The organism is Pseudomonas putida, assembly GCF_050989985.1.
GTDB lineage: Bacteria > Pseudomonadota > Gammaproteobacteria > Pseudomonadales > Pseudomonadaceae > Aquipseudomonas > Aquipseudomonas putida_AI.
Genome location: NZ_CP158815.1, coordinates 862,839 through 879,184, shown reverse-complemented (window position 1 = coordinate 879,184; position 16,346 = coordinate 862,839). Strand labels below are relative to the sequence as shown.

Genomic DNA, 16,346 nt, shown 5'->3' with positions numbered 1-16,346 from the left:
CCTTATAAGCACGACAAAAGACCGTGCGCCTGAGTAGATGACGAATCACGCGCGTTACTCGCAGTAGTTTCCAGAGCGCCTGAACGAGGATTTTTTGACATGCCAGCCATCACCCTGACCACGCTCCAGAGCCTCAAGCAGAAAGGTGAAAAGATCACCATGCTGACCTGCTATGACGCGACCTTCGCCCACGCCTGCAACCAGGCTGGCGTCGAAGTGCTGCTGGTGGGCGACTCCCTCGGCATGGTTTTGCAAGGCCACGACAGCACCCTGCCGGTCACCACCGCCGAAATGGCTTACCACGTGGCGGCGGTCAAGCGCGGTAACACCGATGCCCTGATCCTTGCCGACCTGCCTTTCATGGCCTATGCCACCACCGAACAAGCCATGACCAACAGCGCCCTGTTGATGCAGGCCGGTGCGCATATGGTCAAGATTGAAGGCGCGTTGTGGCTGGCCGATTCGATTCGCCTGCTGGCCGAGCGCGGTATCCCGGTGTGCGCACACCTGGGCCTGACGCCGCAATCGGTGAACATCCTCGGCGGCTACAAGGTCCAGGGTCGCAATGAAAACCAGGCACGACAGATGCGTGCCGATGCGATTTCCCTGGAACAGGCCGGCGCGGCGATGCTGCTGCTCGAATGTGTGCCGAGCGAACTGGCCGAAGAGATCACCCAGGCTGTGAGCATTCCAGTGATCGGTATCGGTGCCGGCCATCGCACCGACGGCCAGGTACTGGTCCTGCACGACATGCTGGGCCTGTCCATCACCGGTCGGGTGCCCAAATTCGTGAAGAACTTCATGGACGGCCAAGAGAGCATTCACGGCGCCCTGAGTGCCTACGTCACTGAAGTCAAGGCGGCGACCTTCCCTGGCATCGAACATGGATTCTCTGCATGAACACCGTAAAAACCGTACGCGAACTGCGGGCCGCCGTCGCCCGCGCCCGTAGCGAAGGCAAGCGCATAGGCTTCGTGCCGACCATGGGCAACCTGCACAGCGGCCATATCGCGCTGGTCACCAAGGCCACCCAGCGGGTGGACTTCGTGGTCGCGAGCATTTTCGTCAACCCGCTGCAGTTCGGCGCCGGCGAAGATCTCGACAAATACCCGCGCACCCTCGCCGCGGATCAGGAAAAACTGCTCGAGGCCGGTTGCGACCTGCTGTTCGCGCCAACGGTCGAAGAGATGTACCCCGACGGCATGGCCGGCCAGACTCGTGTCAGCGTCCCGCAATTGTCCGAAGGCCTGTGCGGCGCCAGCCGCCCGGGGCACTTCGAAGGCGTGGCGACCGTGGTCAGCAAGCTGTTCAACATGGTCCAGCCGGACCTGGCGATTTTCGGCCAGAAGGATTTCCAGCAACTGGCGGTCATCCGCGCCCTGGTGCATGACCTGAACATGCCGATCCAGATCATTGGCGAGCCCACCGTTCGGGCGGCCGATGGCCTGGCGTTATCGTCGCGCAATGGCTTCCTCAGCGAAGAGCAGCGCGCCACCGCGCCTGTGGTCTATCGCACCCTGAGCCAGATTGCCGAGGCGATCAAACAGGGCGAACGGGATTTCCCGGCGCTGATCGCTGCGCAGATCAAACAGCTCGAAGCCGCTGGCCTGCGTCCCGATTACCTGGAAATCCGCCACGCCCTGACGTTGCGCCCGGCGACGGCGCAAGATCGGGACCTGGTGATCCTGGTGGCAGCGTTCCTCGGCACCACGCGGTTGATCGACAACCTGCATCTGAACCTCGACACCCCCGTCTAGATAGCTGCACACCTTTCCTGTGGGAGCGAGCCTGCTCGCGATAGCGGTCTGACAGTCGACAATCTTGTTGAATGTCAGACCCTCATCGCGAGCAGGCTCGCTCCCACAAGGGACCTGCTGCGCCTCTAAATCCACCGGGCCCCAACCGCCCACTGTTCGATTCCAACCTGGGAAACACTCATGCACGCCATCATGCTCAAAGCCAAGCTGCATCGCGCCGAAGTCACCCACGCTGTACTCGATTACGAAGGTTCCTGCGCCATCGATGGCGAATGGCTGGATTTGTCCGGCATCCGTGAATACGAACAGATCCAGATCTACAACGTCGACAATGGCGAACGCTTCACCACCTACGCCATTCGTGGCGAGGAAGGTTCGCGCATGATCTCGGTCAACGGTGCCGCAGCTCACAAGGCCAAAGTGGGCGATCGCGTGATCATCTGCGCCTACGCTCACTACAGCGAAGCCGAATTGCTCAACTTCAAGCCGCGCATGCTCTACATGGCACCGGGCAATGAACTGAGCCACACTAGCAACGCAATTCCGGTCCAGGTCGCCTGATCCGAGCCCTGCCTTATCCGTTTGTCGGACTGTTTCTAACCTGGATGTTAAAAAAGTACCGGAAACGGGTCAGACAAAGTCAAGACAGATCATTGCGCGGGGTTTACTGTAGTCGCCCTGCGCCATGAAATCGTGTCGACGCAGGTGACCGGGGCGACCACCCACAGCGCTCCGGGATTTTTCGTGTTCAAAAGGCCGTTCAAGTAATAAGGAAACCCGCAGCGATGGCGTACTACCGCACTCCTCATGACGTTACCGCTCTGCCCGCCTGGCAGGCGTTGAATGACCACCGCCAAGCCATGCAGGATTTCAGCATGCGCGAGGCCTTCAATGCCGATCCGCAGCGTTTCACTCAATTCACCCTCAGCAGCTGCGGCCTGTTTCTCGACTATTCGAAGAACCTGATCAACGCCGAGACCCGCAACCTGCTGGTGGGCCTGGCCAACGAAGTCGACCTCAAGGGCGCGATCAAATCGCTGTTCGATGGCGAGATCGTCAACGCCTCCGAAGGTCGCCCTGCGCTGCACACCGCACTGCGCCGTCCGGTCGGCGACAAGCTGTCGGTCAACGGCGTCAACGTGATGCCTGAAGTGCACCGGGTACTGAATCAGATCACCGACCTCGTGGGCCGTATCCACGACGGTCTGTGGCGCGGTTACACCGAGAAGCCGATCACCGACGTGGTGAACATCGGTATCGGTGGCTCGTTCCTCGGCCCCGAGCTGGTGTCCGAAGCCCTGCTGGCCTATGCCCAGAAAGGCGTGCGCTGCCACTACCTGGCGAACATCGACGGCAGCGAGTTCCACGAGCTGGCCATGAAGTTGCGCGCCGAGACCACGCTGTTCATCGTTTCGTCGAAATCCTTCAACACCCTCGAAACCCTGAAAAACGCCCAGGCCGCCCGCGCCTGGTATCTGGCTCAGGGTGGTTCGGAAGTTGAGCTGCATCGTCACTTCATCGCGGTATCGAGCAACAACGCCGCGGCCGTCGCATTCGGTATCCGTGAAGAGAACATCTTCCCGATGTGGGACTGGGTCGGCGGGCGTTACTCGCTGTGGTCCGCCATCGGCCTGCCAATTGCCCTGGCCATCGGCATGTCGAACTTCAAGGAGCTGCTGTCCGGTGCCTACACCATGGACCAGCACTTCCAGAGCGCGCCGTTCGAACAGAACATGCCGGTGCTGCTGGCGCTGCTCGGCGTCTGGTACGGCAACTTCTGGGGCTCGCAAAGCCACGCGATCCTGCCGTACGACCACTACCTGCGCAACATCACCAAGCACTTGCAACAGCTGGACATGGAGTCCAACGGCAAACGCGTGCGTCAGGACGGCCAGCCGGTATCCACCGACACCGGCCCGGTCATCTGGGGTGGCGTGGGTTGCAACGGTCAGCACGCGTACCACCAGTTACTGCACCAAGGCACCCAACTGATCCCGGCCGACTTCATCGTGCCGATCGTCAGCTTCAACCCGGTGGCCGACCACCACCAGTGGCTGTACGCCAACTGCCTGTCGCAGAGCCAGGCGCTGATGCTCGGCAAGACCCTGGCCGAAGCCGAGGCCGAACTGCGCGACAAGGGCATGAGCGAGGCCGACGTGCAGAAGCTCGCACCGCACAAGGTGATTCCGGGCAACCGTCCGAGCAATACCCTGGTGGTCGAGCGCATCAGCCCTCGCCGCCTCGGCGCGCTGGTGGCGATGTACGAGCACAAGGTCTTCGTGCAAAGCGTGATCTGGGGCATCAACGCCTTCGATCAGTGGGGCGTGGAGCTGGGCAAGGAACTGGGCAAGGGCGTCTACAACCGCCTGGTCGGCACCGAGGAAACGGCGGCTGAAGATCCGTCCACTCAAGGCCTGATCAACTACTTCCGTGGTCGTCACCGCGGATAAGCCAGAGCCACATTGCTACCCCTGTGGGAGCGAGCCTGCTCGCGATAGCAGCCTGACAGTCGACTCTTGTGTTGAATGTTGCGCCGCCATCGCGAGCAAGCTCGCTCCCACAGTCGTTTTACGCCGCCTACACTTGCTGCGGCGTCCGGGTTGAACCCTTCCACTTCTCGGCGCATCTTTATCTTTGTCGCAAAACAAGAATAAGGAACCGTCATGTTCGATATCAGCACGTTCCCCAAAGCCGATGCCGTCCGCCGGGCCGCACAACTGAGTCAAGACGACTACCACCGCCTGTACCGTGAATCCGTCGAACACCCCAGTCAGTTCTGGTCCGAACAAGCCACCCGGTTCCTCGACTGGATCGCCCCCTGGGACACCGTCCAGCGCTATGACCTGAAAACCGGTGAAGCCAGCTGGTTTGCCGGGGCCAAGTTGAATGTCAGCTACAACTGCATCGACCGGCACCTGGAACAACGCGGCGATCAAGTCGCGATCATCTGGGAAGGCGACGATCCCGCCGAGTCCACCCAGATCACCTACAAAAAACTGCATCACAACGTCTGCCGCCTGGCCAACGTGCTCAAGAGCCGTGGCGTGAAGAAAGGCGACCGCGTGTGCATCTACATGCCGATGATCCCCGAAGCGGCCTACGCCATGCTCGCCTGCTCGCGCATCGGTGCGGTGCACTCGGTGGTGTTTGGCGGCTTTTCCCCCGATTCCCTGCGCGATCGCATTCTCGATGCCGATTGCCGCACCGTGATCACCGCCGATGAAGGCGTGCGCGGAGGCAAATTCGTTCCGTTGAAACAGAACGTCGACAAGGCCCTGCAAAGTTGCCCGAACGTCAGCACCGTGGTGGTGGTCGAGCGCACACAGAACCCGGTGAACTGGGCCGAAGGCCGGGACATCTGGTATCACCAGGCATTGCGCGATGTCGACGACAACTGCCCGCCCGAGCCGATGGATGCCGAAGACCCGCTGTTCATCCTCTACACCTCCGGCAGCACCGGCAAACCCAAAGGCGTGCTGCACACCACCGCCGGTTATCTGCTGCAAGCGACGATGACGTTCAAATACGTGCTGGATTACCGCGACGGCGAAGTCTTCTGGTGCACTGCCGATGTCGGCTGGGTCACCGGCCACAGCTACATCGTCTATGGCCCGTTGGCCAATGGCGCCACGACCCTGATCTTCGAAGGCGTGCCGAGCTACCCGAGCGTCTCGCGCTTCTGGCAAGTCATCGACAAGCACAAGGTGAATATTTTCTACACCGCCCCGACCGCCCTGCGCGCCCTGATGCGCGAAGGCCCCGAGCCGCTGAAGGAAACTTCACGCGCCAGCGTCAGGCTGCTCGGCACCGTCGGTGAGCCGATCAACCCGGAAGCGTGGGAGTGGTACTTCCACACGGTCGGCGAAGAGCGTTGCCCGATTGTCGATACCTGGTGGCAGACCGAAACCGGCGGCATCATGCTCAGCCCCCTGGTCAGCGCCCAACGGATCAAACCCGGCTGCGCCACGCAACCCATGTTTGGTGTGCAACCGGTGCTGCTCGACGAGCAAGGCAAGGAGATCAAAGGCGCCGGCAGCGGCGTGCTGGCGATCAAATCCAGTTGGCCGGCGCAGATCCGCACCGTCTATGGTGATCCGAAACGGATGGTCGACACCTATTTCAAACCCTACCCCGGCTACTACTTCACCGGTGACGGCGCCCGCCGCGACGAAGATGGCGACTACTGGATCACCGGGCGCATCGACGATGTGATCAACGTGTCCGGGCACCGCATCGGCACCGCTGAGGTAGAAAGCGCCCTGGTGCTGCACGATAGCGTCGCCGAGGCCGCCGTCGTCGGTTACCCACACGACGTCAAGGGCCAGGGCATCTACGCCTTCGTCACCCCCATGAACGGCGTGGAAACCGGCGACGATTTGAAGAGGGACCTGCTGGCGATGGTCAGCAAGGAGATCGGCAGCTTCGCCAAACCGGACCTGATCCAGTGGGCGCCGGCCTTGCCGAAAACCCGTTCCGGGAAGATCATGCGGCGCATCCTGCGCAAGATCGCCTGCAACGAACTGGACAGCCTGGGGGATACCTCGACCTTGGCCGACCCGAGCGTGGTGCAGGGCCTGATCGATAAACGCCTGAACCAATGACGTACTGCCCTTTGTAGGAGCGAGCTTGCTCGCGATGAACGCAAGCGCACCGCGTATATTCAGGAAACACGCGTTATCGTTAACGTCCATCGCGAGCAAGCTCGCTCCTACAGGGATCCCATGGAATTCATCCGCAGTCGCATCGAAACCCAAATCATGAGCCTGACCGGCCTGTCCCTGGGCAAACTCGACCTGGAAAACCCCAAGGGCGATCCCGGTCTGTTCGGGCCTGACTCGATCAGTTGGCAGGTACACGGCGACTTCAGCAGCATGCTCATCGGCGGTATCAGCGCCCTGATGCTGCAAGCCCTGCACCCGCTGGCCCTGTCCGGCGTGTGGGACCATTCGAATTTCCGCGAAGACATGCTCGGCCGGTTGCGGCGCACCGGCCAGTTCATTTCCGGCACCACCTTCGGTTCGCGTCAGGATGCCGACTGGCTGATCGAGAAAGTCCGCACCATCCACCTGCAGATCACCGGTACCGCGCCCGATGGCCGGCCTTACGCCGCCAGCGATCCCGAGTTGCTGACCTGGGTGCATGTGGCCGAAGTCAGCAACTTTCTCGCCGCGCATTTGCGCTATCGCAACCCGGGTTTGTCTCCTGCGGACCAGGACCGCTATTACGCGGAAATCGCCCTGGTCGCCGAGCGCCTGGGAGCCCGTGACGTTCCCCGTTCCCGGCAGGAAATTTCCGATTATCTCGAGCGCATCAGGCCGCAACTGCTGTGTGACGAGCGCAGTCGCGAAGTCTTGCGGCTGTTGTTGAACGCGCCGTCCCCGAGCCGTCTGGCGAAGCCTTTCGGCGGGCTGATGATGCAGGCCGGAATCGACCTGCTGCCCGATTGGGCCAGCGACCTGCTCGGCGTCAGCCAGAGCCCGCTGCAACGCAAGCTGATCCGCGCCAGCGTCAACCGCAGCGCGCCGATGCTGCGCTGGGCGGTGCGTAATGGTTCGGTGCAGCGGGCAAAACGGCGGATGGGGTTGTTGACCTGAAACGCATCGCGAGCAGGCTCGCTCCCACATGGGTTCTGTGAACAACAAAAATCTCCTGTGGGAGCGAGCCTGCTCGCGATGGCAGCAACTCGGTAGCCTGCCAAGCTGCTAAACTCCCGCGCCAAATTCCCACCTGCAAGGCGCCCAGCATGTCTTCCTTGAATCAGGCGCTGCGCGCCGCCCTCGAACGCCGCCAGGACCTGTTGGCCGAACTGCACAGCCAGGGCACCGATTGCTATCGCCTGTTCCATGGCAGCCAGGAAGGCGCCGGGGGCCTGACCATCGACCGCTACGGCCCGCAATTGATGGTGCAGAGCTTTCACCAGACGCTGGAGCGCGATGTGCTGCTGCAACTGCACGAGATCGTCAATCAGCACCTGGGCTTGGACAGCCTGCTGGTCTACAACGACCGCTCCGGCGGCAATTCACGCATTGACCGCGAAGACCGCGTCTACCGCGCCGAAGAAGCCGCCTTGCAGGACCTGATCGGCCACGAATGGGGCCTCAATTACCGGGTACGCGGGCGTCATGCCGGGCAGGATCCACTGCTGTTTCTCGATCTGCGTAACACCCGTGGCTGGGTCAAGGCGCACAGCAAGAACAAAAGCGTGCTCAACCTGTTCGCCTACACCTGTGGTGTCGGCCTCAGTGCCGCGGCCGGAGGGGCCAGCGAGGTGTGCAATCTGGACTTCGCCGAGGGCAACCTGGCGGTCGGTCGTGAAAACGGCCAGCTCAACCCGCAGTTGCCGACCATGGAATTCATCCAGTCCGATTATTTCCCCGCAATCCGCCAACTGGCCGGCCTGCCGATCAGCCAGCGTCGCGGGCAAAAATTGCCGAGCTATCAGCGCCTGGAACAACGCCAGTACGACCTGGTGCTGCTCGACCCTCCCGCCTGGGCCAAGAGTGCGTTCGGCACCGTCGACCTGTTGCGCGACTACCAGAGCCTGCTGAAGCCGGCGCTGCTGGCCACCGCCGACAACGGCGTGCTGATCTGCTGCAACAACCTGGCAAAAGTCAGCATGGACGATTGGTGCGAACAGGTTTTGCGTTGCGCGGAGAAAGCCGGGCGGCCCGTGCGTGAGTGGACGGTGATGAATCCGGGCGCTGACTTCCCGTCCATGGACCAGCAACCACCGCTGAAAACCCTGATCCTTCAGCTTTGATTTGTGTCAGACAAATCTGATTGTTCATCGCAGGGCGATTGTTTCGGAACCGGAAACGCGTGCCATACTCCAAGGCACTCCGATTCAGACAGATGAAGCCACGCATGTACAAAGGATTGATTCGCGCCGTGGGCGCCTTGTTGACTGCACTGGCCCTTTACAGCTTGCTGGGCTTTCTGATTTTGCCGGGCATCGCCTTGCGCGTCGCCAACCAACAGTTGGCCAACTACGCCACGACGCCCGCCACACTCCAGCGAATCGAACTCAACCCGTTCAGCCTTGAAGTGACCCTTTGGGGCCTGAAAATTGGCGAGCCGGGCAAGGAACAGGTCGGCTTCGAACGCCTGTATGCCGATCTGAGCCTCGACAGCCTCTGGACCAAGGCGCTGCATTTGTCGGCAATCGAATTGGAGAAATCCAAAACCGAGGTGATCTTCGGCAAGGACGGCAAGCTCAACCTGCTCGGCCTGTTCAAGCTGCCACCGAGCGAGCCGACCCCCGCCGATCCCAACGCCAAGCCGTTCCCGCTGCGCATAGACAGCATCAAGCTGGCGGGCGGTGGCGTGCATTTTCTGGATGAGCGCCCCAGCGAACCGATCGAATTCATCTACGACAAACTCGATTTCGAACTGAAGAATCTCAGCACCCTGCCCGAAGACAGCGCCGACATGACCCTTTCGGCCATCGGCCCGCATGGTGGGCAGATCGACTGGACCGGCAACTTCAGCCTCATCCCACTTGCCTCCGAAGGCAAGCTGAAGCTCACCGACGGCAAGATGAAAGCCTTTTGGCCCTACGTGCGCGATGCGGTGCCACTGGTGCTCGAAGACGGTGTCATCAGCCTGAGCACCGACTACAAGCTCAACCTGTCCAAGGAAACCCAACTGCTGCTGAGCAACGTCTCGACCACCATCGCACCCTTCGCCATCAAGGCCCCTGACGGTCGGCCGCTGGTGAAGCTCGAGCGACTGGATGTCAGCGAAACCACAATCGACTTGGCGAAACAGCAAGTCGTCGTCGGTAAGATCCGCAGCAATAAACTGGAAACCTGGGCAGCCCTGGAAGCCGACGGCCAACTCGACTGGCAGAAGCTGTTCGCCAGCCAACCTTCCAAGCCGAAGGCCAAAGCCAAGGCTGACGCCGAACCGGCCAGCACTCCGGCGGCGGCAGACTCACCCAAACCCGAACCGGCACCCGCCGCCAAACCCTGGCAGGTATTGCTGAACGACGTGCAACTGCGCAATTACCAGGTGCACCTTGCCGACCGCAAAGCACAACCTGCCGTGGCCCTGGAACTGGGCCCGCTGAATCTCGACCTGCAGAAGTTCGACAGCCTCAATGGCTCGCCCTTCCAGCTCAAGCTCGACACCGGCGTGGGCAAGCAGGGCAAGCTCATGGCCGAAGGCGAAGTCAACCTGGCGCCGGTCACTGCCAGGCTCAACGTGAAAACCAGCGACATCGACTTGCGCGTCGCCCAGTCCTACATCAACCCGTTCATGCGCCTGGAACTGCGCAGCGGCATGCTCGGCAGCGATCTGGCGGTCAACCTCAAGAACACCGAGCCCCTGGCCCTCAGCGTCACCGGCCGCGCCCAGATCGATCAGTTGCACACCCTCGACACCCTGAAAACCCGCGACTTCCTCAAGTGGCAGCAGGTGGTGGTCGATGGCCTGAATTATCAGCATGGCGACAGCCTGTCGATCGACAAGATCAACCTGCTGCAACCCTATGCGCGGTTCATGATCAACGATGATCGCACCACCAACATCGATGACCTGCTGATTCCTCAACCGGCGGATTCCGGGGCCAAGCCAGCGGCAGCCAAGCCTGCAAGCAAGGAAAAACCGCTGGCCATCCATATCGGCGGCATCGTCATCAATGACGGCTCGGCCAACTTCGCCGACTTCAGCCTGACCCCGAACTTTGCCACCGCCATTCAAGAACTCAACGGCCAGATCGGCACCATCGACAGTCGTCAGGCCAAACCGGCCAGCGTCGACGTCAAGGGCAAGGTCGATCGCTATGCACCCGTGACCATCAAAGGCTCGGTCAACCCCTTCGACCCGATGGCCAGCCTCGACATCGCCACCAGCTTCAAGCGCGTGGAACTGACCACCCTGACGCCCTACTCCGGCAAATTCGCCGGCTATCGCATCCGCAAGGGACGGCTCAATCTCGACCTGCACTACAAGATCACCAAGGGCCAGCTCCAGGCCGAAAACAAGGTGGTCGTAGAGCAACTGCAACTGGGTGAGAAAGTCGACAGCCCCGACGCGGTGAGCCTGCCGCTGAAACTGGCGATTGCCTTGCTCAAGGATGTCGACGGCAAGATTTCCATCGAACTGCCGGTGTCCGGCGACTTGAACAACCCGCAGTTCAGCGTCATGCCGATTGTCTGGCAGACCCTGCGCAACCTGATCGTCAAGGCGGCGGCAGCACCGTTCAAACTCATTGGTGGCCTGGTGGCCGGTAGTGGCTCTGAGGACCTGGGCACCGTGGCGTTCGCACCGGGTTCAAGCGACCTGAGCAAGGACGCCGAGGCAGCGCTGGTCAAGTTGTCCAACGCCCTCAAGGAACGTCCGGCCCTGCGCCTGGAGATCGAAGGCACCGCCGCCAAGAGCAGCGACGGTCCACTGATTGCCGAGCAGCGCCTGGAACGTGAGTATCAATACAACTACTACAAAATGCTCCAGCGTCGCGGCGACAAGGTTCCCGCCCAGGCGTCCATGCTGCAGGTGCCAGAGAACGAGAAAGGCCCGCTGCTGGAAGGGATCTACCGCACGCGACTGAAGGCTCAGCCCCCTGCCGAATGGAAGGACCTGGGCAAGGAAGAACGCACGGCGAAGATGCGCGAAGGCGTGATCCAGTCCTGGAGTTCCAGCGAAGCGCTGTTGCGCCAGCTGGGCCAGGACCGCGCCAGCAGCATCAAGGATTACCTGGTGGACAAGGGCCAACTGGCTGACGATCGCGTGTACTTCATTGATGCCCAGTTGGGCGAAGCGGAAAAAGACGGCAAGGTCATCACGCCCCTGCATCTGGACGCCGAATGATGGGCCAACGCCTGTTGCTGGCGCTGCTGTTGGCAATGGGCGCCAGCCAGGCATCCGCGACGGACACGCTGCGCTGTGGCAGCCAATTGGTCAGCGTCGGCGACCGTGCGGGCGAAGTGCTGCAAAAATGCGGCGAACCGGTCAGCCGCGATCTGCTGGGCTACAAGCGCAGTGCCAACCGGCGGGAAGAGTTTCCGGTCGAGGAATGGACTTACGGGCCGAACAACGGGATGTATCAGTACCTGCGGTTCGAGGGTAATCGCCTGACACAGATCACCAGCAAACGCGGGAACTGAGCCTTACAAAGATCAAACTGTGGGAGCGAGCCTGCTCGCGATGAGGGACTGACATCCAACATTGGTTTGGCTGACAGTCCGCATTCGCGAGCAGGCTCGCTCCCACAGTTGTTTTGAGCTGCACACAATAGAACAGGCCCCGACACGAATGCCGGGGCCTGTAATGGCCACATCCTTGTGGCCGTTCGCATGAACTCCTCAAGATGCGACAGGCGTATACCTTGGCCCGCCTGTCGCGCCTTCTCCCAGTCCAGGCGAGAAGCCTTGCCTTACTCGGCTTTCAGGCCGTCAGCGGAGACCGCCTTGACGCCTTTGATTTTTTTGGTGATCGCCACGGCGGTAGCTTTCTGAGATTCAGTCACTGCAGTGGTGGACGACAGGGACACAACGCCTTTGTTGGTTTCAACTTTGATGTCAGTGCCAGGAATGCCTTTTTCGGTAACCAGGTCACTTTTGACTTTGGTGGTAATCCAGGTATCGGAAGTGGCTTCCTTGGCTTTGGTCATTTCACCGGCTGCCAGAGTCATTGGCGCCTGAGTGGCTTGAGTCTGTGCGAACGCAACATTGGCCATGGTCAGGGTCAGCGCGGTAGCAGTAGCGGCAGCGATAGCGAACTTCTTCATACGAGTAACTCCTGTTTTTCTGGAAAGTCTGCTGGGTGTCATTTCAGCAGGGTTGCCAGAGATATTGCGAACGCTGTGCCAAGTTTGAGACAACCAACAAATCCTTATAAATCAACAAGTTATAAAATCACATAAATTTAAAAGTCGTGCAAAATGCATGACCTGAACATTCTCTACATGCAAGTTGCCGTTTTTGAAGAAGGCCTAAAGCCATGAATTGTGGGAAGTTTTCTCTTTTACATTGGCACTGGAACAAAAATGCCCCGTCCTTTGAAAGACGGGGCATTTCATTTATTAGAAACGGATCGTTACGTGCCGCTGGCTGTGCAGCCTTTAGGCGCATAATCCGCCGAAACACTGGTGGAGCATGTCCAGCCCTTGGTGGCGTCGCGAGACAGCGTGACGGTCGCACCTGAAATCACAGCTGGAGCGCCTTTCAACGTGCAAATCATCCCGGTCGCAGTGCCGGTGGCAGCGGTAATGGCGCAGTTCTGAGTATCACCGCCTGGGGCAAATGTCGTGGCAGGAGGGGCCGCCGTACCGGAGTTGACCGCATCCTCATAGTTGACCTTCAGCGCCGAAAGCTCCGCGACCCCCGCCGTCACCTTCGCCCGCGCCTGATACTTGGAATAAGCCGGAATCGCAAACGTCGCCAGAATCCCGATGATTGCCACCACGATCAGCAGCTCGATTAGCGTAAAACCTTTTTGAGTCTTCATAGACAGCCTCCGTGCATGAGTCGAAATCTCATGATCTGAAACTGTGTCAGCACAGCCCATGCCAAGCCCCGCACGCCCAACTGGCGGGGGCACGGGGCCGCAGCAACGCCCTGCCAGGCCCCAGGAACCGCACTATCTGACACTTTTTGTCACTTGGCCGGCGCTGGTTTGGCTCCATCGCTTGACTAGGCTATAAGTCATCCAACGGTCTTGCCCCGGATTCCCAATGAATGACATCACCCTCAGCGGCCTGGCCAAGCAATTGGTCCTGGCCGAACTGCTCACCGACAAAAGCGCGCAACAGGCGTCGCAACAAGCCCAACGCAATCGCATCTCGCTGGTCAGCTATTTGGTGCAGAACAAACTGGTGAAAAGCCGCCAGGTCGCCGAGATTGCGTCGGAGCACTTCGGCATGGCCTTGATGGACCTCAACCACCTCGACAAGGAAACCCAACCCAAGGGACTGGTCAGCGAAAAACTGGTGCGCCAGCATCACGCCCTGCCGCTCTGGCGTCGTGGCAACAAGTTGTTCGTGGGGATTTCCGACCCGACCAATCACCAGGCCATCAACGACATTCAGTTCAGTACGGGGCTGAGTACCGAAGCGATCCTGGTCGAAGAAGACAAGCTCAGCGACGCGATCGAAAAATTCTTCGATACCCATGGCAGCGGCCTTGAAGACATAGGGGACGTTGACCTCGAAGGCGTGGACATCGAAACCGATGACCGACAGGACGCCATCGTCGGCCAGGATGCCGATGACGCGCCGGTGGTGCGCTTCGTTCACAAGATGCTGCTCGACGCGATCAGGAGCGGCTCTTCCGACCTGCATTTCGAGCCCTACGAAAAAAACTACCGCGTGCGCGTACGCACCGACGGCATCCTGCACGAAGTCGCCAAGCCGCCGATCCAGCTGGCCGGCCGCATCGCGGCGCGGCTGAAGGTCATGGCCAGCCTCGACATCTCCGAACGGCGCAAGCCCCAGGACGGGCGGATCAAGATGCGCCTGTCGAAGAGCAGATCCATCGATTTCCGGGTCAACACCCTGCCAACCCTGTGGGGCGAAAAAGTGGTGATCCGGATCCTCGATCCGTCCAGCGCGCAAATGGGGATCGACGCCCTCGGTTACGAACCCGACCAGCAAGCGTTGTACATGGACGCGCTCAAGCAGCCTCAGGGGATGATTCTGGTGACCGGCCCCACCGGCTCCGGCAAGACCGTGTCGCTCTACACCGGCCTGAACATCCTCAATACCGTGGACATCAACATCTCCACCGCCGAAGACCCGGTGGAAATCAACATGGAAGGCATCAACCAGGTCAACGTCAATCCCAAACAAGGCATGGATTTCGCCCAGGCGCTGCGCTCGTTCCTGCGCCAGGACCCGGACGTGATCATGGTCGGCGAAATCCGCGACCTGGAAACCGCGGAAATCGCCATCAAGGCCGCCCAGACCGGGCACTTGGTGCTGTCGACCCTGCACACCAACAGCGCCGCGCAAACCCTGACCCGCCTGCACAACATGGGTATCCAGGGTTTCAACATCGCGACTTCCGTGAGCCTGATCATCGCCCAGCGCCTGGCGCGCAAACTCTGCAGCCATTGCCGGGCTGCCCTCGACATACCCCACGAGACGCTGCTCAAAGAGGGCTTCCCCGAGGAACGCATCGGTACCTTTACGATCTATGGGCCGGTGGGTTGCGAACACTGCAACGGCGGTTACAAGGGTCGCGTGGGGATTTATGAAGTGGTGAAGAACACGCCGGACTTGCAGCGACTGATCATGGCCGAAGGCAACGCACTGCAAATCGATGAGCAGATGCGCAAGGACGGCTTCAATGACTTGCGCACCTCAGGCTTGCACAAAGCCATGCAAGGCATCACCAGCCTTGAAGAAATCAACCGGGTCACCAAGGACTGAACATGGCGGTCAAAGCAGCAAAAACCAGCACCTACGCCTGGGAAGGCACCGACCGCAAAGGCACGAAAGTCACGGGCGAGTTGAGCGGCCAAAACCCTGCATTGATCAAGGCGCAACTGCGCAAGCAAGGCATCAACCCCGGCAGGGTTCGCAAGAAATCCCCCTCCCTGCTCAACCTGGGCAAGGCCATCAAAGCCAAGGACATAGCCCTGTTCACCCGGCAGATGGCGACCATGATGAAGGCCGGCGTGCCCTTGCTGCAGTCGTTCGACATCATCGGCGAAGGCTTCGAAAACCCGGCCATGCGCACGCTGGTGGACGAGGTCAAGCAGGAAGTTGCGGCCGGCAACAGCTTCGCCGCGGCCCTGCGCAAAAAACCCAAATACTTCGATGAGTTGTACTGCAACCTGGTGGATGCCGGTGAGCAGGCCGGAGCCCTGGATACCCTGCTGGAGCGGGTGGCGACCTACAAGGAGAAGAGCGAAACCCTCAAGGCCAAGATCAAGAAGGCCATGACTTACCCGCTGGCGGTCATATTCGTCGCCGCCATTGTCACGGGGATTCTGTTGGTCAAAGTGGTGCCGCAATTTCAGTCGGTGTTCGAAAGCTTTGGCGCTCAATTGCCCGCATTTACCGTGATGGTCATCGGCCTGTCGCATTTCATGCAGGAGTGGTGGTGGGCCATGCTCGGCGCCTTGATCGTGGCGATCCTGGCCGTGCGCCACGGGCTCAAGACGTCGCAGGGTTTCCGTGATCGCGTGGATGCCTGGCTGCTGAAAGTGCCGCTTGTGGGCGCCCTGACGTACAAATCCGCCGTGGCCCGTTTTGCCCGCACCCTGTCGACCACCTTCGCCGCTGGCGTGCCCCTGGTCGAAGCCCTGGATTCCGTGGCTGGCGCCGCCGGTAATGTGGTGTTCAAGCGTGCCGTGCTGCGTATCAGGCAGGACGTCTCGACGGGCATGCAATTGAATTTTTCCATGCGCGCTTCCGGCCTTTTTCCGAACATGGCGATTCAGATGACCGCCATTGGCGAAGAGTCCGGTGCACTGGATGACATGCTGGACAAGGTCGCCGGCTTCTATGAAGACGAAGTGGACAATATGGTCGACAGCCTCACCAGCCTGATGGAACCGTTCATCATGGTGATACTGGGTGTTATTGTCGGCGGCCTGGTGGTTGCGATGTACCTGCCCATCTTCCAACTCGGGTCGACGATCTGA

At 60.4% G+C, this 16,346-nt stretch carries 13 protein-coding genes; 11 read left to right on the top strand and 2 right to left on the bottom strand.

Going from position 1 to position 16,346, the window contains the following annotated elements; all coding sequences use genetic code 11:
* Positions 1–99 precede the first annotated feature (99 nt).
* The 9 genes from panB (at position 100) to ABTV29_RS04160 (ending at position 11,863) form a co-directional block, all read left to right on the top strand.
* The gene (gene panB / locus ABTV29_RS04200; protein WP_433768969.1) at positions 100–900 is read left to right on the top strand and encodes a 3-methyl-2-oxobutanoate hydroxymethyltransferase; all 801 of its coding nucleotides are present in this window, start codon (positions 100–102) and stop codon (positions 898–900) included.
* On the top strand, positions 897–1,757 hold the full coding sequence (gene panC, locus ABTV29_RS04195; protein WP_433768968.1) for a pantoate--beta-alanine ligase: 861 nt from the start codon (positions 897–899) through the stop codon (positions 1,755–1,757). The genes panB and panC overlap by 4 nt, the downstream gene beginning before the upstream one ends.
* 180 nt (positions 1,758–1,937) lie before the next feature.
* Positions 1,938–2,318: an aspartate 1-decarboxylase gene (gene panD, locus ABTV29_RS04190; RefSeq protein ID WP_003228271.1), complete on the top strand. Its 381-nt coding sequence runs from the start codon at positions 1,938–1,940 to the stop codon at positions 2,316–2,318.
* A 224-nt stretch (positions 2,319–2,542) separates the two neighbouring features.
* The gene (gene pgi / locus ABTV29_RS04185) at positions 2,543–4,207 is read left to right on the top strand and encodes a glucose-6-phosphate isomerase (RefSeq protein ID WP_433768967.1); all 1,665 of its coding nucleotides are present in this window, start codon (positions 2,543–2,545) and stop codon (positions 4,205–4,207) included.
* A gap of 213 nt (positions 4,208–4,420) precedes the next feature.
* Positions 4,421–6,358 carry an acetate--CoA ligase gene (gene acs, locus ABTV29_RS04180; protein ID WP_433768966.1) on the top strand — a complete coding sequence of 646 codons (1,938 nt, stop codon included), beginning with the start codon at positions 4,421–4,423 and terminating at the stop codon, positions 6,356–6,358.
* Between the two features lie 120 nt (positions 6,359–6,478).
* On the top strand, positions 6,479–7,351 hold the full coding sequence (locus ABTV29_RS04175; RefSeq protein ID WP_433768965.1) for an oxygenase MpaB family protein: 873 nt from the start codon (positions 6,479–6,481) through the stop codon (positions 7,349–7,351).
* 149 nt (positions 7,352–7,500) lie between these two features.
* Positions 7,501–8,517: a class I SAM-dependent rRNA methyltransferase gene (locus tag ABTV29_RS04170; protein WP_433768964.1), complete on the top strand. Its 1,017-nt coding sequence runs from the start codon at positions 7,501–7,503 to the stop codon at positions 8,515–8,517.
* Between the two features lie 92 nt (positions 8,518–8,609).
* A complete protein-coding gene (locus tag ABTV29_RS04165; protein ID WP_433768963.1) occupies positions 8,610–11,567 on the top strand; it encodes a DUF748 domain-containing protein in 2,958 nt (985 codons plus the stop codon).
* Positions 11,567–11,863, top strand: a complete 297-nt coding sequence (locus ABTV29_RS04160; protein WP_433771732.1) for a DUF2845 domain-containing protein — start codon at positions 11,567–11,569, stop codon at positions 11,861–11,863. The genes ABTV29_RS04165 and ABTV29_RS04160 overlap by 1 nt, the downstream gene beginning before the upstream one ends.
* A gap of 269 nt (positions 11,864–12,132) precedes the next feature.
* Here ABTV29_RS04160 and ABTV29_RS04155 read toward each other — a convergent pair whose 3' ends face one another.
* Both ABTV29_RS04155 and ABTV29_RS04150 read right to left on the bottom strand, forming a co-directional pair.
* On the bottom strand, positions 12,133–12,486 hold the full coding sequence (locus tag ABTV29_RS04155) for a BON domain-containing protein (RefSeq protein ID WP_433768962.1): 354 nt from the start codon (positions 12,484–12,486) through the stop codon (positions 12,133–12,135).
* Positions 12,487–12,794: 308 nt separating this feature from the next.
* Positions 12,795–13,205 carry a pilin gene (locus ABTV29_RS04150; RefSeq protein WP_433768960.1) on the bottom strand — a complete coding sequence of 137 codons (411 nt, stop codon included), beginning with the start codon at positions 13,203–13,205 and terminating at the stop codon, positions 12,795–12,797.
* Between the two features lie 226 nt (positions 13,206–13,431).
* On the opposite strand from ABTV29_RS04150, the gene pilB reads away from it, so the two are divergent.
* Together pilB and ABTV29_RS04140 are read left to right on the top strand one after the other, a co-directional pair.
* Positions 13,432–15,126, top strand: coding sequence for a type IV-A pilus assembly ATPase PilB (gene pilB / locus ABTV29_RS04145; protein ID WP_433768958.1), 1,695 nt, complete (start codon positions 13,432–13,434; stop codon positions 15,124–15,126).
* Positions 15,127–15,128: 2 nt separating this feature from the next.
* Complete coding sequence (locus ABTV29_RS04140) at positions 15,129–16,346, top strand: type II secretion system F family protein (RefSeq protein ID WP_433768956.1); 1,218 nt, start codon at positions 15,129–15,131, stop codon at positions 16,344–16,346.

What these genes read in the sequence shown, in the direction of transcription:
- panB (WP_433768969.1), top strand. Translation starts at nt 100, where the DNA reads ATGCCAGCCATCACCCTGACCACGCTCCAGAGCCTCAAGCAGAAAGGT.
- panC (WP_433768968.1), top strand. Translation starts at nt 897, where the DNA reads ATGAACACCGTAAAAACCGTACGCGAACTGCGGGCCGCCGTCGCCCGC.
- panD (WP_003228271.1), top strand. Translation starts at nt 1,938, where the DNA reads ATGCACGCCATCATGCTCAAAGCCAAGCTGCATCGCGCCGAAGTCACC.
- pgi (WP_433768967.1), top strand. Translation starts at nt 2,543, where the DNA reads ATGGCGTACTACCGCACTCCTCATGACGTTACCGCTCTGCCCGCCTGG.
- acs (WP_433768966.1), top strand. Translation starts at nt 4,421, where the DNA reads ATGTTCGATATCAGCACGTTCCCCAAAGCCGATGCCGTCCGCCGGGCC.
- ABTV29_RS04175 (WP_433768965.1), top strand. Translation starts at nt 6,479, where the DNA reads ATGGAATTCATCCGCAGTCGCATCGAAACCCAAATCATGAGCCTGACC.
- ABTV29_RS04170 (WP_433768964.1), top strand. Translation starts at nt 7,501, where the DNA reads ATGTCTTCCTTGAATCAGGCGCTGCGCGCCGCCCTCGAACGCCGCCAG.
- ABTV29_RS04165 (WP_433768963.1), top strand. Translation starts at nt 8,610, where the DNA reads ATGAAGCCACGCATGTACAAAGGATTGATTCGCGCCGTGGGCGCCTTG.
- ABTV29_RS04160 (WP_433771732.1), top strand. Translation starts at nt 11,567, where the DNA reads ATGGGCCAACGCCTGTTGCTGGCGCTGCTGTTGGCAATGGGCGCCAGC.
- ABTV29_RS04155 (WP_433768962.1), bottom strand. Translation starts at nt 12,486, where the DNA reads ATGAAGAAGTTCGCTATCGCTGCCGCTACTGCTACCGCGCTGACCCTG.
- ABTV29_RS04150 (WP_433768960.1), bottom strand. Translation starts at nt 13,205, where the DNA reads ATGAAGACTCAAAAAGGTTTTACGCTAATCGAGCTGCTGATCGTGGTG.
- pilB (WP_433768958.1), top strand. Translation starts at nt 13,432, where the DNA reads ATGAATGACATCACCCTCAGCGGCCTGGCCAAGCAATTGGTCCTGGCC.
- ABTV29_RS04140 (WP_433768956.1), top strand. Translation starts at nt 15,129, where the DNA reads ATGGCGGTCAAAGCAGCAAAAACCAGCACCTACGCCTGGGAAGGCACC.